This is a genomic window from Halalkalibacter lacteus (assembly GCF_036663595.1).
GTDB lineage: Bacteria > Bacillota > Bacilli > Bacillales > Bacillaceae_D > Halalkalibacter > Halalkalibacter lacteus.
Genome location: NZ_JAWRVL010000005.1, coordinates 130637 through 154738, shown reverse-complemented (window position 1 = coordinate 154738; position 24102 = coordinate 130637). Strand labels below are relative to the sequence as shown.

General features: G+C 37.2%; 22 protein-coding genes, 5 tRNA genes and 1 riboswitch. Of the genes, 26 read left to right on the top strand and 1 reads right to left on the bottom strand.

The window, feature by feature from the left end:
- The first annotated feature begins 566 nt into the window (after window positions 1–566).
- The 26 genes from rpsF to mmuM all read left to right on the top strand — a co-directional run bounded on the left by rpsF (window position 567) and on the right by mmuM (window position 22981).
- The gene (gene rpsF / locus SAZ04_RS05695; RefSeq protein ID WP_332692370.1) at window positions 567–854 is read left to right on the top strand and encodes a 30S ribosomal protein S6; all 288 of its coding nucleotides are present in this window, start codon (window positions 567–569) and stop codon (window positions 852–854) included.
- A gap of 24 nt (window positions 855–878) precedes the next feature.
- Complete coding sequence (gene ssb, locus SAZ04_RS05690) at window positions 879–1379, top strand: single-stranded DNA-binding protein (RefSeq protein WP_332692368.1); 501 nt, start codon at window positions 879–881, stop codon at window positions 1377–1379.
- Window positions 1380–1447: 68 nt separating this feature from the next.
- A complete protein-coding gene (gene rpsR, locus SAZ04_RS05685) occupies window positions 1448–1681 on the top strand; it encodes a 30S ribosomal protein S18 (protein WP_332692365.1) in 234 nt (77 codons plus the stop codon).
- A gap of 227 nt (window positions 1682–1908) precedes the next feature.
- Window positions 1909–2841: a YybS family protein gene (locus SAZ04_RS05680; protein WP_332692363.1), complete on the top strand. Its 933-nt coding sequence runs from the start codon at window positions 1909–1911 to the stop codon at window positions 2839–2841.
- Between the two features lie 11 nt (window positions 2842–2852).
- A complete protein-coding gene (locus SAZ04_RS05675; RefSeq protein WP_332692361.1) occupies window positions 2853–4820 on the top strand; it encodes a DHH family phosphoesterase in 1968 nt (655 codons plus the stop codon).
- Window positions 4820–5263 (top strand): 50S ribosomal protein L9, encoded by a 444-nt coding sequence (gene rplI, locus SAZ04_RS05670; protein WP_332692359.1) that lies wholly within the window; start codon window positions 4820–4822, stop codon window positions 5261–5263. Before SAZ04_RS05675 ends, rplI begins: the two co-directional genes overlap by 1 nt.
- Before the next feature lie 201 nt (window positions 5264–5464).
- On the top strand, window positions 5465–6829 hold the full coding sequence (gene dnaB / locus SAZ04_RS05665) for a replicative DNA helicase (RefSeq protein WP_332692354.1): 1365 nt from the start codon (window positions 5465–5467) through the stop codon (window positions 6827–6829).
- A gap of 279 nt (window positions 6830–7108) precedes the next feature.
- A complete protein-coding gene (locus tag SAZ04_RS05660) occupies window positions 7109–8395 on the top strand; it encodes an adenylosuccinate synthase (RefSeq protein ID WP_332692352.1) in 1287 nt (428 codons plus the stop codon).
- A gap of 257 nt (window positions 8396–8652) precedes the next feature.
- A tRNA-Lys gene (locus SAZ04_RS05655) sits at window positions 8653–8728 on the top strand.
- Window positions 8729–8744: 16 nt separating this feature from the next.
- Window positions 8745–8819: transfer RNA gene (locus SAZ04_RS05650), tRNA-Glu, on the top strand.
- A gap of 24 nt (window positions 8820–8843) precedes the next feature.
- A tRNA-Asp gene (locus SAZ04_RS05645) sits at window positions 8844–8920 on the top strand.
- A 35-nt stretch (window positions 8921–8955) separates the two neighbouring features.
- Window positions 8956–9031: transfer RNA gene (locus SAZ04_RS05640), tRNA-Phe, on the top strand.
- A gap of 6 nt (window positions 9032–9037) precedes the next feature.
- Window positions 9038–9110 (top strand) — tRNA-Thr (locus SAZ04_RS05635).
- 346 nt (window positions 9111–9456) lie between these two features.
- Window positions 9457–10917 carry a peptidoglycan DD-metalloendopeptidase family protein gene (locus SAZ04_RS05630; protein WP_332692349.1) on the top strand — a complete coding sequence of 487 codons (1461 nt, stop codon included), beginning with the start codon at window positions 9457–9459 and terminating at the stop codon, window positions 10915–10917.
- Between the two features lie 201 nt (window positions 10918–11118).
- On the top strand, window positions 11119–11829 hold the full coding sequence (yycF, locus tag SAZ04_RS05625; protein WP_332692346.1) for a response regulator YycF: 711 nt from the start codon (window positions 11119–11121) through the stop codon (window positions 11827–11829).
- On the top strand, window positions 11830–13650 hold the full coding sequence (gene walK / locus SAZ04_RS05620) for a cell wall metabolism sensor histidine kinase WalK (protein ID WP_332692343.1): 1821 nt from the start codon (window positions 11830–11832) through the stop codon (window positions 13648–13650).
- Window positions 13647–14996 carry a YycH family regulatory protein gene (locus tag SAZ04_RS05615; protein WP_332692340.1) on the top strand — a complete coding sequence of 450 codons (1350 nt, stop codon included), beginning with the start codon at window positions 13647–13649 and terminating at the stop codon, window positions 14994–14996. The genes walK and SAZ04_RS05615 overlap by 4 nt, the downstream gene beginning before the upstream one ends.
- Window positions 14983–15756, top strand: a complete 774-nt coding sequence (locus tag SAZ04_RS05610) for a two-component system regulatory protein YycI (protein ID WP_332692337.1) — start codon at window positions 14983–14985, stop codon at window positions 15754–15756. The genes SAZ04_RS05615 and SAZ04_RS05610 overlap by 14 nt, the downstream gene beginning before the upstream one ends.
- Before the next feature lie 25 nt (window positions 15757–15781).
- Complete coding sequence (locus SAZ04_RS05605) at window positions 15782–16579, top strand: MBL fold metallo-hydrolase (RefSeq protein ID WP_332692334.1); 798 nt, start codon at window positions 15782–15784, stop codon at window positions 16577–16579.
- A gap of 265 nt (window positions 16580–16844) precedes the next feature.
- The gene (locus tag SAZ04_RS05600; RefSeq protein ID WP_332692331.1) at window positions 16845–18068 is read left to right on the top strand and encodes a S1C family serine protease; all 1224 of its coding nucleotides are present in this window, start codon (window positions 16845–16847) and stop codon (window positions 18066–18068) included.
- A 112-nt stretch (window positions 18069–18180) separates the two neighbouring features.
- Complete coding sequence (locus SAZ04_RS05595) at window positions 18181–18342, top strand: CxxH/CxxC protein (protein WP_332692328.1); 162 nt, start codon at window positions 18181–18183, stop codon at window positions 18340–18342.
- A gap of 66 nt (window positions 18343–18408) precedes the next feature.
- The gene (gene rlmH, locus SAZ04_RS05590) at window positions 18409–18888 is read left to right on the top strand and encodes a 23S rRNA (pseudouridine(1915)-N(3))-methyltransferase RlmH (protein ID WP_332692325.1); all 480 of its coding nucleotides are present in this window, start codon (window positions 18409–18411) and stop codon (window positions 18886–18888) included.
- Between the two features lie 347 nt (window positions 18889–19235).
- Window positions 19236–19339: riboswitch (SAM riboswitch) on the top strand.
- A 367-nt stretch (window positions 19340–19706) separates the two neighbouring features.
- Complete coding sequence (locus SAZ04_RS05585; RefSeq protein WP_332692321.1) at window positions 19707–20522, top strand: transporter substrate-binding domain-containing protein; 816 nt, start codon at window positions 19707–19709, stop codon at window positions 20520–20522.
- 21 nt (window positions 20523–20543) lie between these two features.
- A complete protein-coding gene (locus SAZ04_RS05580) occupies window positions 20544–21266 on the top strand; it encodes an amino acid ABC transporter permease (RefSeq protein ID WP_332692318.1) in 723 nt (240 codons plus the stop codon).
- Complete coding sequence (locus tag SAZ04_RS05575) at window positions 21263–22000, top strand: amino acid ABC transporter ATP-binding protein (RefSeq protein ID WP_332692315.1); 738 nt, start codon at window positions 21263–21265, stop codon at window positions 21998–22000. Before SAZ04_RS05580 ends, SAZ04_RS05575 begins: the two co-directional genes overlap by 4 nt.
- A gap of 45 nt (window positions 22001–22045) precedes the next feature.
- Complete coding sequence (mmuM, locus tag SAZ04_RS05570; protein ID WP_332692312.1) at window positions 22046–22981, top strand: homocysteine S-methyltransferase; 936 nt, start codon at window positions 22046–22048, stop codon at window positions 22979–22981.
- 160 nt (window positions 22982–23141) lie between these two features.
- On the opposite strand, the gene SAZ04_RS05565 is transcribed toward mmuM, so the two are convergent.
- Entirely contained in the window at window positions 23142–23996 is an 855-nt protein-coding gene (locus tag SAZ04_RS05565; RefSeq protein WP_332692309.1) for a MurR/RpiR family transcriptional regulator, read from the bottom strand.
- Window positions 23997–24102: the final 106 nt, after the last annotated feature.

Below are 24102 nucleotides of genomic sequence, written 5' to 3'. Positions count from 1 at the left end.
TCGATTAAACCCCAAAGGGCGACTTTCCCTTTTTGAAAAATCTCGAAGCAATGAGCGGAGTCGCTGCCATCATTTTTTACCACATATTATAGAAGCAGATTAGTCGATCGACTAATCTGCTTTTTACCATTGTTTCTGTTATCGAGTTATAATCGTTGCTCAGAGTCTCCTGTAACAAGCTATAGTGACTTCACTTTTTTTCTGAATTATTAGTTTTTTGTATTGCGTATAGAAGAGAGATCTAGTAAACTACAAATTAAGAAGAGTGACCAAACATATGCCCTTATATTGGAATTACACTATGTAGTCCCGAGTATAACTAATCTCCTTAATAACCCTCAAGAGCGACAACCCTTTCATAATTAATCCATACCAAAATGCGATCCCCAGGTGAAATTACTCTACCAAACCACAATAAGACGAACCTTTATTTCCTTTTTGAAAATCACTTGCAGCCAATGAATCAATCTGTTATAATCTGATAATGCGAGTAAATAGACTCATTTAATGAGTTTTGCTCCTTGCTCCGATTAGGGAGCCGCTAGACCAAAAGGAGGTGGACCGGAATGCGTAAGTACGAAATTATGTACATCATCGCTCCAAACCTAGAAGAAGCAGCTACTAAAGAAGTGGTTGAACGTTTTAATAACGTTTTAACTACAAATGGTGCTGAAATCGAAAAGGTTAACGAGATGGGTAAGCGTCGTTTAGCATATGAAATCAACGATCATCGTGAAGGTTTCTACGTATTGCTACATGTACAAGCTAACTCAGAAGCGATTGCAGAATTTAACCGTCTTATTAAGATTAACGATAACGTTATTCGTGTTCTTATTACAAAAGACGAAGAATAATTTATTTGAGTGGGAGGGGTTCGGATGCTGAACCGTGTTGTACTAGTAGGACGCTTAACGCGTGATCCAGAATTACGTTATACACCAAATGGAGTTGCAGTAGCGAATTTTACACTTGCAGTAAACCGAACTTTTTCTAATAAGCAAGGTGAGCGCGAGGCAGATTTCATTAACTGTGTCGTTTGGCAAAAGCCTGCAGAAAATGTAGCTAACTACTTGAAAAAGGGTAGTTTGGCTGGTGTAGACGGTCGCATGCAAACACGTAGCTACGACAACAACGAAGGCCGCCGTGTTTTTGTAACAGAGGTTGTAGCAGAAAGTGTTCAATTCCTTGAACCGCGTGGTGGTGGTAACACGAACCAAGGTCAGGGAAATGATTATTTTGGTAGTCCTGGACCTACTGGAAACGACTCTGGAAGGCAACAGAACAATAATCAAAACCGTTCATCTGGTGGATTTAATGATGATCCATTTGCGAATGATGGTAAGCCGATTGATATATCGGATGACGATTTGCCGTTCTAACGTCCTCTCTTACTAAACGAAGAATATAATATGTTTCATAAATAATAATGGGAAAGGAGTGCTGTCAAATGGCTCGTCGTGGTCGTCCAAAGCGTCGTAAGGTTTGTTTCTTCACTGTAAACAAAATTACGAAAATCGATTATAAAGACACTGATCTTCTTAAGCGTTTCATTTCAGAGCGTGGAAAAATTCTTCCTCGCCGTGTAACTGGAACATCTGCGAAGTATCAACGTCGACTTACTGTTGCAATTAAGCGTGCTCGTCAAATCGCTTTATTGCCATATGTTAACGATGTTAACTAATATGTAGTGAATTTAGCATGGTAGAGTGAAACTCTATCATGCTTTTTACGTATGTACAGGTAAAGCCCGAAGAATTACTTACAGGTGTGAGGGATGAAAACGGTTAATAATGCTTTGATTTAAAGCCAGCGCTTTAATTTTAAGAGTAAGTACGCTAAAATAGACCAAGGATAAAAAAGATCAGGAATGAATTGTTAGAAGTGCTAGCTAGAAAAAGAGGTGTATTTGTGAAGAAAACAAGAACGTTAACAGAAGGTGCTCTGCTTGCCTCTGTTTTCGCAATATTATTATTGATCACAACGTATGTTCCTTTCATTGGTATGATAACTGTATGGGCTTTACCTCTGCCATTCATTGTCTTTACTTTTAGAAGGGGCTTGAAGTCTGGTTTTATGCTTTGGGCGGTTTCTTTCTTTTTAGCTTTTATAGTAGGAGGATTGCCGACAGTACCAACGGCCTTTCTTTTTGGAAGTGCAGGATTAGTAATGGGTGAGTTGTATCGCCGTAAACTAAATGGATTTTCCGTATTAATTGGTGCTGGACTAGTTTATACGGTTAATATGCTTCTAGTCTTTTTAGGGTTAGTTCTAATTATTGGTGAAAACCCTATGCACCTAGCAGCTGATTTAACGAAAGAGCAGCTCAAACTAACAGAATCAACATTAGGTTCATTTGGCCAAAGTGGCGATCAGCTTGAAGCAATGTATGAAATGGTTAATAATATTGTTTACTTAGCTCCAGTCATGATAGTCGGAGTTGGAATTACATTAGCCGTTATTACGAAGTTGGTTAGTTATTATGTATTAAGGAGACTTGGACACGAAGTAAGTCCATTGCCGCCTTTTAGAAATTGGAAGTTTCCTAAATCGTTTCTTTGGTATTATTTAATCATTTTAATTTTGGCTATGGTTGGTGCAGAAGAAGGATCAACGTTGTTTGTTGTTATTTGGAATTTATTGCCGTTGTTAGAAACCGTCATAGCTGTACAAGGGTTAGCGCTTGTTTTTTATTATTGTTACCAAAAGAAGATTGCTACAGTTGTTCCGATCCTTTTTGTAATTGTGGTAGTCATTATTTCACCACTACTATACTTAGTAAGAATCGTTGGAATTATTGATTTAGGTTTTGATTTGCGTAAACGTATTTCTGAGAAAAAATAGGAGCTGACATTATGCCAAAGTTCTTAATGAAACGGTGGCACGGCTACCACATTATCACCCTGTTTGCTGTTGCTCTTACTTTTGTTGGTATTTTAACTTGGTATCAATGGCAAATTGGTTTGATAGGCTTCTTTACGTTAGGAGTCCTTGCATTCTATGCGGTCCAAGCTAGGATTTCTTTTGAGCGTGACCTAGAAGAGTATATTTTAACCCTTTCTTATAGAGTGACTAAAGCAGGGGAAGAAGCCATAACGAAAATGCCTATTGGGATTATCCTTTACAATGAAGAAAAGAAAATTCAGTGGGCGAATCCATATGTTACATCAATTATTTCGACAGAAGTGATTGGGAAAGACATAAAAGGTATTAGTGAAGGGCTCATTACTTTGCTAGAAGAGGATATAAGTAGTGATACGATTCAAATAGGCGAATTGTTTTTTCATGTCTCGATTGAACAAAATGAACGTTTGATTTACTTTTTAGATGTAACGGAAAATGAAGAGACAAAAGTGTTATATGAAGAAGCTCAGACGGTTGTCTCACTCATTTTTCTCGATAATTACGATGAAGTCACGCAAGGAATGGAAGACCAAGTGCGTAGTCGTTTAATGAGCCAGGTGACATTAGCGCTGAACAACTGGGCAAATGAAAATCAAATTTTCTTGCGAAGGATAGCTTCAGATCGCTTTATTGCCGTTATGAACGTAAAGGTATTACAGGCGATTGAGAAGAATCGTTTTGATATTCTCGATGAAATACGAGAATTAACAGGAAAAGAGAAGGTCCCAATTACTTTAAGTATTGGAGTTGGGACAGGAGAAGACTCGTTAAGAGAGTTAGGAATTTTAGCCCAATCAAGTCTTGATCTAGCACTCGGACGCGGTGGAGATCAAGTCGCAATTAAGAAAAAGAATGGAAAAGTTACGTTTTATGGTGGGAAGTCAAATGCCCTCGAAAAACGGACAAGAGTAAGAGCTCGTGTCATTTCACATGCATTACGAGATTTTGTGCTTGAAAGTGAAAAAGTATTTATTATGGGACATAAAAACCCTGATATGGATGCGATCGGTGCTGCTATTGGTGTTCAAAAAATTGCAGATGTCAATGGTAAAGAGGCAACAATCATTCTCGATCATCATGATATTAATCATGATGTTCAAAAGCTGATGGAAGAAGTAGAGAATCATGATGATTTATGGTCAAAATTCATCACACCAGTTGAGGCGTTAGAAGAAGTAACACCTGAAACGTTATTAATTATTGTCGATACTCACAAGCCTTCAATGGTAATAGAACCGAAGCTGCTAGAACAAGTAGAACGAATTGTGGTCCTTGATCATCATCGCCGTGGAGAAGATTTTATCCGTGACCCTGTTCTTGTCTATATGGAGCCATATGCGTCATCTACGGCTGAGTTGGTAACAGAACTTCTTGAATATCAACCAAAAACATTAAAAATGGATCGTTTAGAAGCAACCGCCTTATTAGCAGGGATTATTGTTGATACGAAGAGTTTCGCTGTTCGAACGGGAGCTAGAACATTCGATGCAGCCTCTTTTTTACGGTCAAATGGAGCAGATACTACGCTTGTACAAAAGCTTTTAAAAGAAGACTTGGACCATTATGTCAAGCGTGCTAAACTAATCGAGAGTGCTGACTATTATCGAAATGGTGTGGCCATTGCAACTGCAAAAGAGGGTGAAATGTGTAGTCAGATTATTATTGCTCAAGCTGCAGATACACTTTTAACGATGAAAGATATTGTCGCCTCATTTGTGATTTCAAAACGAAAGGACGGCCTTGTAAGCATCAGTGCACGTTCTCTTGGTGAGATAAATGTTCAATTAATTATGGAACGATTAAATGGTGGAGGTCACCTGTCTAATGCTGCAACTCAGCTTGAAGAAGTAAGTATAGAGGAAGCGAAGGAGCAGCTTAAAGATGCGATAGATGATTATTTAGAAGGGGGAAAATCATAATGAAAGTCATTTTTTTAGCTGATGTAAAAGGAAAAGGAAAAAAAGGCGAAACGAAAAACGTCTCTGAAGGATATGCAAGAAACTATTTACTACCTAACAACCTTGCAGTTGAAGCAACGAAAGGAAATATGGCTAATTTAGAGGCTAAGCAAAAGAGTCAACAAAAGAAAGTAGACGAGGAACTTGACCAAGCGAAAGCTTATAAGGAAGAGTTAGAAGCCTTAGTAGTTGAAATCAAAGCGAAAGCTGGCGAAGGTGGACGTCTATTTGGAGCAATTTCAACGAAACAAATCGCTGAGACATTAAAGAAGATGAAGAAAAAAGTGGACAAGCGTAAAATTTTACTAGATGAGCCAATTCGCGCCCTTGGTTACACAAATGTACCGATTAAGATTCATCCAGAAGTAATTGCAACAGTGAAAGTGCATGTCGTAGAAGAATAACCTTTTAGAACAGATGGTTGATTAGCGAATCAGCCATCTTGTTTTTCTTTCGTTAGGGAGCGGGCGCTCATATGTGATAAGAAGTATCTGTTTATGGGAAAGAATAATTTAGGGGAAAATAACTACATTTGAGAAATAAAAATGGTTCATTGTCTTGTTAAGAAATGAAATAGATACGATTCTTTAAAGGGGAGAGAGAGCATGAGTGACTTGTTTGCAGACCGTACACCACCACAGAATATTGAAGCTGAGCAAGCAGTCTTAGGTGCTATTTTTTTAGCGGATGAAGCACTTGTCACGGCTTCAGAACGTTTGTTACCTGATGATTTTTACCGTGCTTCTCATCAGCGAGTATATGAAGTGATGCTTGATTTGGCTGAGAAGGGTGAACCGGTGGACCTTGTCACAGTAACGTCAGAGCTTCAGGATCGAAAATGGCTTGATGAGATTGGCGGAGTTGCTTATTTAGGTGATCTTGCTAATTCTGTTCCAACTGCTGCTAATGTTGAATACTACAGTAGGATGGTCGAAGAAAAGTCCGTACTACGTAGGTTAATAAAAGTAGCAACGAATATCGCTGCAGACGGCTACGCAAGTGAAGAAGAAGTTGATACGATTCTTACAGAGGCTGAAAAAACAATACTCGATGTTTCCCAGCGAAAAAATACGAGTGCGTTTATTTCTATTAAAGACGTATTAATTGAAACCTATGACAAAATTGAAGAACTGCAAAATCAGACAGGTGACATTACCGGTATTCCTACTGGTTTCGTAGAGCTAGATCGAATGACTGCTGGGTTTCAACGAAATGATTTAATTATCGTTGCGGCGCGACCGTCCGTTGGGAAAACAGCTTTTGCCTTAAATATTTCACAAAATGTCGCGACGCGTGCAGGAGAAAATGTGGCGATCTTTAGTTTAGAGATGGGAGCGAGTCAGCTTGTTCAACGGATGCTTTGTGCGGAGGGGAATATTGATGCACAACGTATGAGGACAGGTGCGCTGAATTCTGAGGATTGGCAAAAGCTAACGATGGCAATGGGTAGTCTGGCGAAAGCAGGAATTTATATCGATGATACTCCAGGGGTGAAAGTAAATGATATCCGTGCGAAGTGTCGTAGATTAAAGCAAGAACAAGGTTTAGGGATGATCATGATTGACTATTTACAACTTATTCAAGGAAATGGAAAAAGTGGTGAAAATCGTCAGCAGGAAGTATCAGAAATTTCCCGTACATTAAAGCAAATTGCCCGTGAGTTAGAGGTACCCGTTATTGCCCTTTCACAGCTTTCGCGTGGGGTTGAATCACGCCAAGATAAACGACCGATGATGTCTGATATTCGTGAATCTGGAAGTATTGAGCAAGATGCTGACATTGTTGCGTTTTTATATCGTGATGATTATTATGATAAAGAAACCGAAAATCAAAATATTATTGAGATTATTATTGCAAAACAGCGTAATGGTCCAGTAGGTACGGTTGAACTTGCCTTTGTAAAAGAATACAATAAGTTTGTGAACTTAGAACGGCGACACGATGAAAGTAATATGCCGCCGGGTGCTTAGCTATAAGTAGTTTTTTTTAGCAGGCACGCAGCAAAATGATCGTTTTGCTAATAAAAGTGGTCAATTGGTCAAGAAAAACTAGACCGAAATGTTGAAGTCAATAGTCTTTTTTCTATGGTAGAAATAATCTCTCTTAAAGCGAACAAATGTCAAAAATGGTATTTAAAACGTTCGTGTTTTGCATTGACGCACGTTTTTTAAGTTGGTATACTTATGATTGGCTTTGGAAATAGTAAAATAATTAACCTAGATACAGTAGTTAAGGTGGAGGTGCATCACATGTCATCAGTTGTTGTTGTAGGGACACAATGGGGCGATGAAGGTAAAGGTAAGATTACAGATTATCTTTCAGAAAAAGCTGAAGTTGTTGCTCGTTACCAAGGTGGAAATAATGCAGGACATACAATCGTATTTGGTGGAAATAAATACAAACTTCATTTAATTCCATCCGGGATTTTCTATAAAGATAAAAGTTGTGTGATTGGTAACGGAATGGTTATTGATCCAAAAGCAATTGTAGAAGAACTAGCTTATTTGCATGATCGCGATGTAGATACAAGCAATTTACGTATTAGTAATCGTGCTCATGTTATCCTTCCTTATCATTTGAAGTTAGATATCGTTGAGGAAGAACGAAAAGGTGCCAATAAAATTGGAACAACAAAAAAAGGTATTGGTCCAGCTTATATGGATAAGGCTGCTCGTATTGGAATTCGAATCGCTGATTTACTTGATAAAGAAGTATTTGAAGAAAAATTAGAGCGTAACCTTGAAGAGAAAAACCGTATGTTTGAAAAGTATTATGAAGTAGAAGGATTTACGAAAGAGGAGATCCTTGAAGAGTATTATGAATATGGCCAACAAATAGCACAGTATGTTTGTGATACATCTGTTGTGTTAAATGATGCATTAGATGATGGACGCCGTGTATTATTTGAAGGTGCTCAAGGGGTTATGCTTGATATTGATCAAGGTACATATCCATTTGTTACGTCTTCTAACCCAATTGCTGGTGGTGTAACAATTGGATCAGGTGTAGGACCGTCAAAGATTAACCATGTTGTAGGTGTATCAAAAGCTTATACAACTCGTGTTGGTGATGGTCCTTTCCCAACAGAGTTACATGATGAAATCGGTGATAATATCCGTGAAGTAGGAAATGAGTATGGTACAACAACAGGTCGTCCCCGTCGTGTAGGTTGGTTTGATAGTGTTGTTGTTCGTCATGCACGTCGTGTAAGTGGAATCACAGACTTGTCATTGAACTCCATTGACGTTCTAACAGGGATTAAAACATTAAAGATTTGTACAGCATACAAATACCGTGGAGAAGTAATGGAAGAATTCCCAGCTAGTCTAAAAGTACTTGCTGAATGTGAGCCAGTGTATGAAGAGCTTCCTGGTTGGGAAGAAGATATAACAGGAGTGAAATCACTAGATGAGCTTCCTGTGAATGCGCGTCATTATATTGAGCGTGTATCTCAACTGTCTGGTATTCCATTAACGATTTTTTCTGTTGGACCAGACCGTAATCAAACAAATCTAGTTCGTGGTGTATTTGCTTAAATTGAGTACAAATGAAGGGTGCAAGTTCGATAAGTCTTGCATCCTTCGCTATTTTTCGCTATGCTGTAAGAGGCTTTTAGTTGATTTAAATAACACGCGAAATATTTTTTTGAATAACTACTTGTTTTTAATATGATGCTATGGTATTATAAATCTTGTCGCTAAGAGGAAAGACAAGCGAACGGAAAAATAAGTAAGACAATCGAGATATTTATCGTCGACAACGACATGAATATATTTCCTAGAAATAACAGTAAGAGCCATTAGCTCAGCTGGTAGAGCATCTGACTTTTAATCAGAGGGTCGAAGGTTCGAATCCTTCATGGCTCACCATTTTTATTACTAAAGTGGCCCGTTGGTCAAGCGGTTAAGACACCGCCCTTTCACGGCGGTATCACGGGTTCGATTCCCGTACGGGTCACCATTATCTTTTAACTTTACATAGATTGGTCCGGTAGTTCAGTTGGTTAGAATGCCTGCCTGTCACGCAGGAGGTCGCGGGTTCGAGTCCCGTCCGGACCGCCATTTAAACTAAAGTACGTTTAATTTCATAATATGTTGGCTCAGTAGCTCAGTCGGTAGAGCAATGGACTGAAAATCCATGTGTCGGCGGTTCGATTCCGTCCTGAGCCACCACTTTTTGCCGGCCTAGCTCAATTGGTAGAGCAACTGACTTGTAATCAGTAGGTTGGGGGTTCAAGTCCTCTGGCCGGCACTTTAAACCCGTATGGAATTTAAATTCCATGCGGGTTTTATTTTATTTAGAGGCTTTTCAATGAGCAGCGAACGGAGTTTTTGTCCCCGTTTTAAATCGAAAGTTCACTCGACGTAATTACCTAAATTACCCACTAATATGACAAGCATATTACAATTTGTTTTTCACTCTATTTAGTTCCCTCTTTAAAATGAGAATATGCTAGAATGATGAAGGTTGGCGAACTTTGTCAAATGTAGTAGAAATGTAAGACTTATAGATGTTTTCAAATAGAAGCGATGTTTCTCACCGCTGTACGTGCACGACTGGTCATAGTTAAAGAGCTTCATAATTGTAGGAGGAAGAAATGATTTTAACGTATAAACAAAAAGAAGAACATTTACATTCATTTAGTGTTATATCCGAAAAAAAAGTAGTTCAAACATGTTTTGTGCTATTATTTATAGTCATAAGTCTATTTGTAACTATGACAGTGGCTAAGGCAGAAGGTGAACCGGATGTACATACGATTTATCATATTTATGTTGGAGATAAACTTATCGGCACGGTACAAGATGCTGAGCCTGTTCTTACATACATTGAAGAAACGCTAAATGAATATGAGGATAAATACCCAAATCTGTCTCTTCAAATTGATGAAAAGATAAGAATTATTCCGGAATTTGTATTTATTGAAGAAAAAGAAGATGAAGATATAGTAACTGCTTTAGAAGATGAATTGATCGTTCAGGCGGAGGCTATTGCCTTAGTGATTGATGATAAGCCAGCTGTTTATTTACCTACTAATGAGGAAACAGAACGAGCGCTTGAAAAATTGATTACACAATATGTTGATGAAGAAGTATATGAACAATTTCAAAGTGAAATAGATGAAGAACATACGTTAAAAGTTGGGGAGAAAAAGATTACGAATCTATCACTTACAGAAGAAGTAATAGAGGAAGAATCGCTTGTTTTGCCTGAAGAAGTTGTTTCAGCTGAGGAAGCAGTGGAGAAATTAAATAAAGGTGTCTTAGAAGAACAGCCATATATCGTTCAAGAAGGGGATGTTCTAATCTCAATTGCAAGTGATTACGACCTATCAACCTCTGAATTGTTGGAGTTAAATAAAGATTTGCAAGAGGATAGTGTTATTCGTATAGGTCAAGAGATTCAAGTAACGGTTTATGAGCCTTTAGTGAAGGTTCTAGCAACGCACGTTAAGAAAGTAGAAGAAGAAATTCCTTTTCAAACAGAAATAAAAGAAGATGACTCCATGTGGAAAGGTGATCAAAAAGTTACACAGGAGGGTCAAACGGGTAAACAAGTACTTGAGTATGAGATTACCGAACGAAATGGAAATGTAATTAAACGAGAAGTCCTTTCAGAAGAAGTAACGAAAGAACCGGTGAAGAAACTGATCGTTAAAGGAACAAAAGTAATGCCATCACGTGGTTCTGGTTCATTAGGCTGGCCTGCTGTTGGGGGGTATATATCTAGTCAGCAAGGGAATCGTTGGGGAAGATTTCATCGCGGAATTGATATTGCAAGACCAAGTAACTATAATATATTAGCTGCAGATAACGGTACTGTATCATTTGCTGGAAGCCAAGGTGGCTACGGAAACCTGGTGCGAATTAATCATAACAATGGTATGGAAACATTATATGCTCACTTGGATTCGATTGATGTAAAAGTCGGACAAACAGTAGCTAAAGGGCAAAAAATCGGAATAATGGGTCAAACCGGCAACTCAACCGGAATCCACCTCCATTTTGAAGTATATGAAAACGGACAACTGAAAAATCCAATGGATTATTTGAATTAGAAAAACTAGGAGAGGTTACCATTTATCCTTAATTTTCTTCCGAAAAGACTAACCAGACAAATCAAAAATCTGGTTAGTCTTTCTTTTTCACATTTCAACTTTAATAATTAAGCAATTCCCAATCGAACTACCAACGTGAAGTGCTTTCATGTGTTAGAATGTGAGGTAAGACTATATAGAAGAACGGGAGAGATCTGCACTATGGACAAGCGTATTTTAGTTGTAGATGATGAAAGACCGATAGCGGATATATTAAAGTTTAACCTTGAGAAAGAAGGCTTTGAGGTAGTGTGTGCGTATGATGGCCTCGAAGCAATTGAAGCGGTGAAAAGAGACGAACCAGATTTAATCTTACTTGATATTATGCTTCCACATAAAGATGGAATGGAAGTGTGTCGAGAAGTCAGGAAGCAATTTGATATTCCGATTATTATGTTAACGGCAAAGGACTCTGAGATTGATAAAGTTCTTGGACTTGAACTAGGAGCAGATGATTATGTGACAAAACCTTTTAGTACGAGAGAACTATTAGCAAGAGTGAAAGCTAATTTACGCAGGCATAAAACAAGTGGAGAAGAAGTGAGTTCGCAAAAAGAAATTGCCGTAGGTGACTTGATTATTTATCCAGAAGCCTATCAAGTGAAACGACGCGGGGAAGCGATCGATTTAACACATCGTGAGTTTGAGCTAATTCATTATCTAGCAAAGCATCTAGAACAGGTCATGACAAGAGAGCATCTATTACAAGCAGTTTGGGGCTATGATTATTTTGGAGATGTTCGGACAGTTGATGTGACTGTTCGAAGATTACGTGAAAAAGTAGAGGATAATCCTAGTTATCCAATTTGGATCATTACTAGACGAGGTGTAGGATACTATTTGTCATCGCCAGAACAGCAGGGGCAGGCATAAATGGATCGAAAAGTAGGCTTTTTTAAGTCGATTCAGTTCAAATTAATCATTATTTATGTTCTGATTATCTTTATTGCCATTCAAATCATTGGTGTTTATTTTACGAGACAGGTTGAAAATCAACTTGTAACGAATCACTTTGAAATGCTTGATGAACGAGCTAATTTACTTGCTTATAACCTTGCCCAGGAAATGACTGCAAATAAGGATGATAGGAGTACTGTAACGGCGAATATTAATGTGTTACTGAGAGATATCTTTCCAATTGATCAGTCAGAGGTGCAAGTAATCGATCAAAATCGTGTCGTCATCAGTACATCTAATTTTTCAAATAGACATATTGTGGGGCAACAAAGTACAGAAGTACGAGTGAAGCGAGCATTGTTAGGCAATAAAGATGAAGATGTCTTACGCGATCATGAAACAGGTCATCGCATTCGTGTTCTTGCTGTTCCAATCAAGTCGGATGATGGTCCAGTTGGTGCCCTCTATATTGAGGCGTCAATGGAAGATATTTATGCTCAAATAAGGCAAATTAATAGTATTTTATTGAGCGGTACGTTTATTGCTCTTGTCATTTCAGTTGTCCTTGTCATCTTAGTTGCAAGAACGATTACAGCACCGATTATGGGAATGCGGAAACAAACAGTACGTATGGCTCTAGGAGATTTTACAAAGCAGGTAACGGTATATAGTGCAGATGAGATCGGACAACTAGCAACATCATTTAATGATCTAACGATGAGATTACAAGACGCTACTTTAACTCGTAATCGCGAACAGAAACGACTTAAATCTGTCTTGACTCATATGACAGATGGTGTCATTGCAACCGATCAGAATGGACGAATTATTTTACTCAATAAGCGCGCAGAGGAATTATTGGATGTCTCTAGTCAAGCTGTTTTGGGGCAACATTTGCCAGATGTGCTCCGCTTATCAGATACGTTTGCTTTATATGATTTATATGAGCAGTCAGACTCTGTTCTGCTGGATTTCGGTAGCAAAGACGAAGAGTATTTGTTAGAAGCGAACTTCTCTGTTATTCAAGAAAACGAAGGACCCATTAATGGGTTAATTACCGTTTTGCATGATGTAACAGAACAAGAGAAAATTGAACACGAACGTCGTGAATTTGTAGCAAATGTTTCCCATGAGTTACGAACTCCTTTAACGACAATGAAAAGCTACTTAGAGGCGCTTGAAGATGGTGCCATGAAAGACAAGGAGCTCGGACCTCGTTTCTTGAGTGTCACACAAAACGAAACAGAGAGAATGATTCGTCTTGTTAATGATTTACTGCAATTATCGAAAATTGATAGTTACGATTATCAATTTTCGTTTCAATCTGTTGATATCGTGTTATTTCTTCATGAAATTGTTGATCGATTTGAGATGATTGCTGATGATAAAGAGATCCAATTTATTAGAAAGATTTCTAAAAAGCCAATGTACGTTAAAATGGCGCCTGATAAAATGACTCAAGTCGTAGATAATATCATTTCAAATGCAATGAAGTATTCACCAGAAGGTGGAAATATTACAATCGCGTTGCTTCAACAGGGGCACCAATTACAAATCAGTATCACTGACCAAGGAATGGGGATTCCAAGAGAGAGTCAGTCGAAGATTTTTGATCGTTTTTACCGAGTTGATAAAGCGAGGGCAAGAAGTGTTGGTGGAACAGGACTTGGGCTTGCGATTGCAAAAGAATTGGTTCATGCTCATAAAGGTGACATTTGGGCTCGGAGTGAATATAGAAAAGGAACAACTATTTTCATTACATTACCATATTTAGAAATCAAGGAGGGAGAGGAATGACCTATGAGCATTTCAAATCTATATTCCTTATTGGCTTGATTTGTTTAAGTATTGTATTAACTTGGCAGCTCTACACGTTCCAACCTGAAATTGCTCTTCTTGATGATAATACGTCGAGATATGTTCCGGACTCTCTTAATGAAGAGCGTGAAGAACGGACAATTACCGATGTTGTTTTTCCAGAAGAAATCATTGTTCACAAACAAAATGAGTATGCGATGATTCCGGGAAAAGATGCCCGTTTTGAGAAGATATATGAAAAACTAGTCGGTACCAATTTACATGAAGTCAATTTACTAGCAACAGGTCCTTTTCCGAAGCATGATGATCGAGGTGGAATTGAACTTATTTTTCCAACGTCCATTCCAATGGATGTCTTTCTTGGATTATTCGAAATGAAAGAAGAAGAGTTTTCTCTCCCATCCACTGAGGTAGATCGATTGTTTTTATACATTGATGCTAGTGAACAAGTGCATATGCAAATTCTATCAAGTGGAGAAGAGCGGGTAATTGAAGTTGGAACGACTTTGTCGGTTAGAGAATTTGAAGAAACGTATTTAGACAACTTTGATGAATATGAACAAGTAACGACTGTGAATGAAGTTTCTCCTTATCATAATCGACTTACTGAATCTGTTTATATCACATTGGAACCTGTTACAGTTGAAAGGCTTTCTTACTCTACTACACCTCTCTCAGCTGAATTTTATAAACAGTCTCTTTTTACAGATCCTTCTTCGGTTAAGTATTATCAGCAAAGTGATGGGGAAGATTCCTATACGGATGGAAACCGAATTATTACGTTGCAAAACACGGGACTGTTTATGGAGTACATTAACCCTGTTTTTATAGAGTCTCAAGATCGTAGTAGCAAGCATATTGTTCAGACTAGCTATGAATATATTAATGGACATGGTGGATGGACGGATCAGTATCGTCTGTTTAATTGGGAATCATCAGACATTCAGGATGAAGCAAGCTATCAGCTTCATGTAAATGGGATGCCTGTCATTCAGTTTGATGGTCAAGGTGATATGTCTTTGCTAATAAGTCGTTCAGGTACACAAGTCGTTAATTATAAACGACCATTATTTGAGTTAGATAGTTATCCTATTGATGCGAGCCAAAGCGTGGAGTTGCCATCTGGTGAGGATGTAATCGAAGAGCTAAACAAACAAGAGTTCTTTGATAAAGAAAAACTATCTAAAGTAACAATTGGTTATGAAATGATTATGAGAAACTCCTCGTTTGTTACAATAGAACCGCATTGGTTTATTTTATACGGAAATAAGTGGCAAAAAGTAACGTTTGAAGAGGGAAAAGGAGGGACTAATGGATTGGAATAGAACTAAAACGATCTTCATTATTACCTTCTTGCTCTTGAACATCTTTTTAACATGGCAGTTGATTGAAACACATAATATGAACCAAATTAGTATGATTACAGTCGCTAACATTCAAGAAGTCCTGCGTGAAAACAATGTTACGATTGAAACAGAGTTACCAGAAACCGACTCACCTGGTCTGCTTGTAGTAGGGAAAAATGTCGTTCTATCAAATGAAGACATTCCAAATGTAGAGGACCAAGAGATTAACATCATAGATGAACGCACTATTCTGTCTGTACTTGAAGAACCATTTGTCTTATCTCGTGAAAATTTTTCAACGGAGCTAAGTACATTCTTATCTACGTATGTTTTTCAAGGAGTAGACTATCGTTTCGGTGGATTCGATCAAGTGAAAAATCAAGTATTTTTGTACCAAGCGTATGGAGAGAAAACGGCATATACGTTTGATGACCAGCCACTAATTCTTCATCTTGACGATAACCTACAAATTATTGGCTATCAGCAGAAATATTTAGAGTTTGAGTTGCAAGATGGCGAAGAACGAGAAATGTACTCGAGTTTAAAGGCCATTGAAGTTCTATTAAATGATCAATTAGTAAGAATGAATCAGACGATTACAGATGTTCAGTTTGGTTATTATAGCTTTTTTAGCCCAACAGGAGATGTTCAAGTATTTGCTCCAATGTGGCGTGTGACTGTAGATGGCGATACGTATCTAGTTCACGCAATTGGTGGGACTGTACAGCAGCTCACTTAGGTAGTTAGAGGGGAAGGGTGTTTTTATGACATTACGCTTTAGTGTACTGGCAAGCGGCAGTACAGGCAATGCTGTCTATGTAGAGACAGAGCAGCAACGATTACTTATAGATGCAGGTTTAAGTGGGAAGAAAATGGACGAGCTTTTTGAACGGATAAATCGTAATCCAAAAGAGTTAAATGGAATTTTAGTGAGCCATGAACATTCTGATCATATAAAAGGTGTTGGTATTTTTGCTAGAAAGCATAAACTTCCTATTTATGCTAATGAATTGACTTGGAAGGCAATGGATGGGCAGCTTGGGAATTTAGCTACTGAACAAAAATTTACGTTTGCTACAGGGGAAGTTAAGTCATTTGGAAATATAGATGTTGAATCGTTTGGTGTGTCGCATGATGCGGCTGAACCGATGTTTTTTACGTTTCACCACGCGGGAAAGAAACTCGTGTTAGCAACAGATATGGGCTATGTTAGCGAACGAATTAAAGGAACGATTGAAAAGGCTGATATGTTTATATTTGAATCCAATCATGATATGAATATGCTGCGGATGGGGCGGTACCCATGGAGTGTGAAACGCAGAATTTTAAGTGATGTTGGTCATGTTTCAAATGAAGATGCTGCACTCGCTCTATCAGAAGTCATTGGAGATAATACGAGTCGTATTTATTTGGCTCATTTAAGCCTTGATAACAACATGAAAGACTTAGCACGTTTATCGGTTGAACAAGTATTAAAAGAGCAAGGAATGGCTGTTGGTGAGCAATTTCAGCTATATGATACAGACCCGCAAAATCCAACGGCGCTTGCAGTTGTTTCATAGAGTTTAGGTCAAAAGGACAGGTTACCTTTTTGTGCCGCCCAACTAGAGAATCAATTAAAAGTAATAGTGCTCAAGAAAACTCAATTAGAATGGTTTTTTTGGTTTATAAGGATTTAGAGATTATACGTCAATTTTGTTGGCAATTATAGAATAAGTATAAAAAATATACGAAAAATAAGCAGGTCACTAGTATTTAGGATATTTCTTATTATAATAAAAATCAAAGTACTTCTTTTTATATAGGAAAAAGGGTGGTGTCAATTGTATGGGGTATTATGATGAACATGTGTCAGAACAAGAAAGTAGACGTAGAGGTTCTAAACGCACATCAACAGGTTTGGCAGCATTTATTGGTGCGGTTTTCGGAGGGCTTGTCGTAATATTCACAATACCTGCGCTCTCTCATTTCGGCCTTTTACCATACGAGATTAATAGTGAGGCTGATTCTTCGGCTGTATTTAATTCGGAATCACCTCAAGAAGGTCTGAGCCAAACGGTCAATCTAGACGTAAATTCCGATGTGACACAGGCGGTTGATAGCGTTTCTGATGCGGTTGTAGGTGTAATTAACATGCAACAGTCGAATTTCTTTTCAGAAGAAGCAAATGAAGGAACAGGTTCAGGGGTTATTTACAAAAAGAGTGGTGATAAAGCGTATGTTGTGACAAATCACCATGTAATCAATCGCGCTAATGAAATAGAAGTGAGTCTAGCAGATGGAACAAGAGTACAAGCTAAATTACTAGGTAGTGATGTTATTACAGATTTAGCTGTTCTTGAAATTGATGGCAGTGATGTTGAAACGACAGCGGAATTTGGTAGCTCAAGTACATTACGTGTCGGTGAGCCTGCGTTAGCAATTGGAAATCCACTAGGGTTACATTTTTCTAGTACGGTGACACAAGGAATTATTAGTGCAACGGAGCGAAGCATTCCCGTTGATTTAACTGGAAATGGTCAAGTTGATTGGCATGCCGAAGTTATTCAAACAGATGCAGCGATTAATCCTGGTAATAGCGGCGGGGCATTAGTCAATATTGAAGGCCAAGTTATTGGCATCAACTCAATGAAAATTGCGCAAAGCGCTGTTGAAGGAATTGGATTTGCGATTCCGACTGAAATCGCGATTCCAGTCATTGAAGATTTAGAAAGCATTGGGGAAGTACGTCGTCCACAAATGGGCGTAGGCATCCGTTCACTTAGTGAAATTCCAAGTGCTTATTGGCAAGAAACATTAAAGTTGCCTGAAGACATAAAAGGTGGAGTGGTCATCTCGAGTATTTCACCAACATCTCCAGCTGAGCGAGCTGGCTTACAAGAGTATGATGTAATCGTTAAGATTGATGATAAGGAAATCAATGACGGACATGACTTACGAAAGTATCTTTATTCGGAAAAAAGGATAGGCGATGAAATAGATGTCACAGTTTACCGAGATGGATCTCGTGAAGTTATTAAAGTACAATTAGCAGAACAACAAAGTTTTTAATAAGATAAAGGCTGTTGAGGGAATAAGCTCAACAGTCTTTTCGTTTTCAGTTATCCACAGTGGATAATGGGTATGCTATAATGGGAAAGTTGTAAAAGAAAGGACGTTAGATATGTATTATGCTTGCGATGAACACATAGAATTAGCGATAGATATGATTATAGATGAACGAGAATTAGCTCCTATAGTGGAAAAAATAGATGAAAACAGTGAAATGTTATCCACAACTTGCAGTTTTTGTGAGAACGCGGCCATCTATAGAGTGGACATGTAATATAAACTCACAATGTTGATATGTGGATAAGTGTTGTGGATAACATTTAAGGAGGTTATGCACATTGTGAATATCTCAGTTGTGACAGTTGGGAAATTAAAAGAAAAATACTTGAAGCTCGGGATAGATGAATACACAAAGAGATTAGGAGCTTATGCAAAAATCGAGCTAATCGAAGTAGCAGATGAAAAAGCACCTGAGCAAGCAAGCGAGGCTGAAATGAAGCAAATAAAAGACAAAGAAGGAGAACGGATTTTAGCAAAAATTCATCCTGATACGCATGTTATTGCTCTGGCGATAGAAGGAAAGATGCTCACATCAGAGCAACTAGCAGACAACCTTGATAAGCTTGCTACATATGGAAAAAGCAAAATTGCCTTTGTTATAGGAGGATCTTTGGGCTTAAGTGATGAAGTGATGAAACGAGCGAATGAGAGTCTATCTTTTTCGAAGATGACGTTTCCCCATCAGTTAATGAAGTTGGTGTTAGTGGAGCAGATATATCGGGCGTTTCGGATTAATCGGGGTGAACCGTACCATAAGTAAATGAGGTTTTTTTTGCTTTGATGAGATATATGAACTCATATTAAAAAAGTAATAGGTAAAGAGACTTTTATTAACAAGAGGTAAATGAGACTTGATAAAAAATAAACAGGTCTCATTTAATGATATAAATTTAATAGTAAATACTTTGGCAAAAGGGGGATAGGAAGTAGTCATTGCAAAATGTTGTCTTATTTTAAAAAAGCCTATGAAAGTGAATTTAAACGCTGTATGTTGTATATAAGTTCCACTTGTATATAAAACATTTTGTATAAATTTAGAATAGTAGAAAAATGTATTTGACATTAGACTTAATGTAAAATAATATCTTTATATGTCAAAAATTAAATAGCTTATCATGAGAGACTAAGGGACAGGCCCGATGACGTCCAGCAACCATCATTTTATGAAAGGTGCTAATTCCTGCAGAGTGTTTCATTCTGAGAGATAAGGGTTAGATTAAAGCCTCTTTCCGATTGAAGGGGGCTTTTTTGTATATAAAGGGGGATTAAGAGAGAAGAGGTAAAGTATAGGATAACTATCTTCACAGATTGGTAGGGGTGGGAAATTTACTTTGATCTAAATAAACTAGAATCTATATAGATAGATTACTGTAATCAGCGTTAAAAAAGAGAGGATTGGTATTTAAGAACCAGAATGATAATAGAAGCGGTTTAATATCTAGTAATCCCTGAAATAATATTTTATTCAAAAAACATGGGACTTCGCTTCTATATATTTAGGAAAAATATAAATATAGTATTGCTTTTTTCAACATTAAATTGATTTATTACTTTATATAAAAAAAGGAGCTTTAAAAAATGAAAAGAAAATATTACTTACTTGTATCCATGTTTTTACTATTAGGTGTAATTGGAATATTAAATGGTTGTTCGTCAAACGAAGCAACTAGTGTAACTGACAATCAAGTAATTCTAGTAGGAACACAAAATGATTATCCTCCTTTTGCATTTGCAGATGAGAACAACGAACTTACAGGATATGATGTAGAAGTTGTCAAAGAAATTGATAAAAGATTGGATGGTTATACATTCGAGTTCGTTGCCACCCCTTGGGATAGTATGTTTCTTGCACTAGAGTCAAATAAAATTCAGGCAATAGCAGATCAAGTAGCGAAAACACCGGAACGTGAGGAAAAGTACTTATTTACCGATGAATCTTATTTTGCAGCAGAAACGGTTATTGTTGTGAAAGCAGGCAGAGAAGATATTCAAACATTAGAGGATTTAGAAGGCAAGAATGTTGGAGCTTTAGCAGGAGATTCTTATACATTATTGCTAGAAGAACATAACAAAAAAGTAGATAATAATATTGTTTTAAAGTATAGCGAAAGTGGAAACCCTTCGGAAATTTTGCAAGATGTACAAAACGGTCGTATAGATGCCTATGTAAATGATCCTATTATGATCAATACAGTTTTGGAAAAGTATGATTTAGATGTAGAAATTGTGGGACAGTCTCTAGTTAATGATAACATGGGAATCGTATTCAAGAATGAGGAGCAGGGCGTGAAGTTAAAGGCACTAATTGATCCTATTCTGAAACAACTTAAGGAAGATGGTACGTTAGTTGAACTGTCAAAAAAATGGACTGGTGGAGAATATATCCCTGAATAAGTTTGGAGAAGGAAAGATAAAATGGAGAATTTACTAGATATTAATTATTTAATAGAAAGCTTTCCTGCTATTATCTCACGGCTACCTATTACAGTAGGGATAGCTGTAGGTTCATTAATTTTGGGTTTATTTATTGGGATTGGTACAGCACTTATAAAAATATATAGAGTTCCAGTATTAAGGGTAATTTCTTCTTTATATATATCTTTTATCAGAGGAACTCCTCTATTAGTTCAAATTTATCTTGTATTTTACGGAATACCTAAGATTATTTACTATTTACAGACTGAATATGGGTGGCTTCAATACGTAGATGTTAATATAATAGCCCCTGAAGTATATGCATTATTAGCATTTTCTATTAATTTGGGTGCTTATTTGTCTGAAACAATTAGGTCTGCTATTGAGTCGGTTGATCGTGGGCAATTTGAAGCTGCTAAATCTATAGGTATGAGCCCTACACAAATGATGCTTAAAATTATTTTCCCACAGGCTTTGGCAGTAGCAATACCTAACATTGGAAATGTGTTTATTAGTTCGATTAAGGACACTTCTCTTGTTTTTATTATTGGTGTTATAGATATTATGGGACAAGCCAAAATTCTCGGTTCTCGTGGGTTAGCATTCTTTGAGGTGTATATTGCTGTATCTATTATCTACTGGATTCTTTGTATTATAGTTGAGAGATTGCTAGTTAAAATAGAGAGGCGAGCTCGTAGATATGAAAGAGGGATTGCTTCATGATTAAGTTGGAAAATATTCATAAGTACTATGATAGCCAGCATGTGCTAAAGGGGATTAACCTTACCGTTAATAGAGGAGAGGTTGTTTCTATTTTAGGTCCAAGTGGCTCAGGTAAATCAACACTTTTACGATGCATTAATTTCTTGGAGCAGCCTACTAGTGGAATCGTTGAGGTTAGTGATAAAAGAGTAAATGTTGAATCAGCAAGTAAGACAGATATTTTTTCTTTAAGAACTTCGACAGGAATGGTCTTTCAACAATATAATTTATTTAAAAATTTAACAGTGTTACAAAATGTGATGATTGGTTTAACAAGTGTTAAGCAAATGAATAAGGATGAAGCTAAAAAGATAAGTATAGATATTCTTGAAAGAGTTGGCTTAAATAATAGGTTAAGTCACTATCCAGCACAGCTATCGGGCGGGCAACAACAAAGGGTTGGTATTGCTCGGGCACTTGCACTCAATCCAGAAGTTTTATTGTTTGACGAACCGACTTCCTCTCTTGATCCAGAGTTAGTTGATGAAGTTTTGACAACTATAAAAGGTGTAGCAAATGAAGGAAATACGATGTTAATTGTTACACATGAGCTTAATTTTGCACGTGAGATCTCTGACCGTGTAATATTTATGGAAGACGGTACTATTATTGAAGAGGGAACTGCTGAACAAATCTTTAATAATCCTAGTGTTGAAAGAACGAAGAAATTTTTAAGTAAAGTAATTAGGAACTAATAAAAGATATTAAAATGAGTTAAGACATGGGAAGGAGAGTAAGAAGTGAACCCAATAGAACAAATTTTGAATAACTTTCCTATCATAATTATAGACGGAGCAATGGCTACAGAGCTTGAGAAGTATGAATGTAATTTGAATGATCGTTTATGGTCAGCAAAAATATTAATGGAAAATCCGGAATTAATAAAGAAGGTTCATCTAGATTATTTTAAAGCAGGTGCAGATTGTGCTATTACTGCTAGCTACCAGGCGACTATTGAAGGGTATAAAGAAAGAGGGTTGACTGAGGAAGAGGCAATTGGATTGATCAAAAAGTCTGTTCAAATTGCAGCAGAGGCTCGTGACGAATTTTGGACAGAGTTAAATGATAAGTCTAACAGACCGAAACCGTTAGTTGCAGCCTCTGTAGGTCCATATGGCGCTTTTCTTGCAGATGGCTCTGAATATCGTGGTAATTATTCTTTAAACGAAGATGAATTAGTGACCTTTCATAAAGAAAGGATAAGGGTATTGGTTGAAGCGGGGGCAGATATTTTAGCGTGTGAAACAATTCCTTGTCTTGTAGAAGCTAAAGCAATTACAAGGGTACTAAAGGAATTCTCAGGGGTTTATGCTTGGTTCAGTTTTAGTGCAAAGGATGACTACCACATAAGTGATGGAGAAAAAATTTCCAGTTGTGCGGAGTGGTTAGATGGAGAAGAGCAAGTAGCTGCGATTGGTATAAATTGTTCATCACCACACTTTATAGAGTCTTTAATTAAAGAGATAAAAAGTCGAACTTCTAAACCGATAATTGTTTATCCTAATTCAGGTGAAGAATATGATGCAACAAGTAAGACATGGGGTGATGAGTCTTTAACAAATCATTTTACCTCTAACACACAACGTTGGTATGAAGCTGGTGCCCAAATAATCGGAGGTTGTTGTAGAACAAACCCTGAGGATATTACAGCCATTACTATATGGGCTCGTAAATGAGGTAGTAATAATAATAGGTTAAAGAGGGGTCAGACATCCATATGGAGGGTCCGATCCCTCTTTATCTAACAGGTTTATTGGGCGTTTAGGATCAGATTTAAACTGGTCACTTTAACACAAAAACTATTAAGTAAACCAGTAACATATGTCTTAAGGTATGTTAGATTCGCTTAACTGAAATGGCTTCACGTATTTTTTTGAGAGCGTTTTGACCTTCAATTCCTTTATTTATTAAGATGTTTACGTAAAGTACGTCAATAAGTGTAAGTTGGGCAAGGCGTGATGACAACGCTTCAGAGCGGTAGTCGGTCTCCTCAGAAACGGTATATAAAGGAATATCTACAGCACTACTTAGTGGAGACTTTGCATAGTTTGTGATCGCAACAGTTTTTGCACCAGTAGATTTAACCACGTTTAAAACATGTAAAATGTCCTTCGTTGATCCAGAATGAGAAATAAATACTGCACAATCTTTCTCAGTCATTTGTGAAGCTTTTAATAGTTGGAAGTGATTATCCGTTACAGTATTTACTTTTAAACCAGTACGTATTAATTTGTGATAAGCATCTAGAGCTATAATACTTGAGCCCCCACTCCCAAAAAACTCAATAGAATTAGCAGAAACGAATGCATCTACCGCTAACATCATTTGTTCATCATTAAAAACTGCCAAAGTGTCTTCAATTGTTTTTATATTGGAGCGAAAAACTTTTGAGGAAATTGTCCCCAATGTATCGCCTTCATTTACTTTTTCATGAATATCAGTAAGTGGTGTTACAACTTCAGAAGCAAGTGCAATTTTCATCGCTTGATAACCTTTAAATCCAATACGTGTACAGAAACGAAAAACCGTAGAATCTGCAACATTTAAAACTTCTGCTAACTGATTAATTGAAAAATGTATAATTTTTTTTGGATTATCTAGTATATAATCTGCAATTTTTCTTTCCGTTACGCTAAATTTAGGATAGTGTGAGCGAACACTGGCTAAACATAGCTGTTGTTTTTTTCCCATCGGTCATCTCTCCTATAATTGCTTTCTTTATATTATACTAGAGTTGAGATGCAAAAAAAATTTTTAGTATTACTTCTAAAGAAAAAAATTTTTAAAAGGTGCTGTT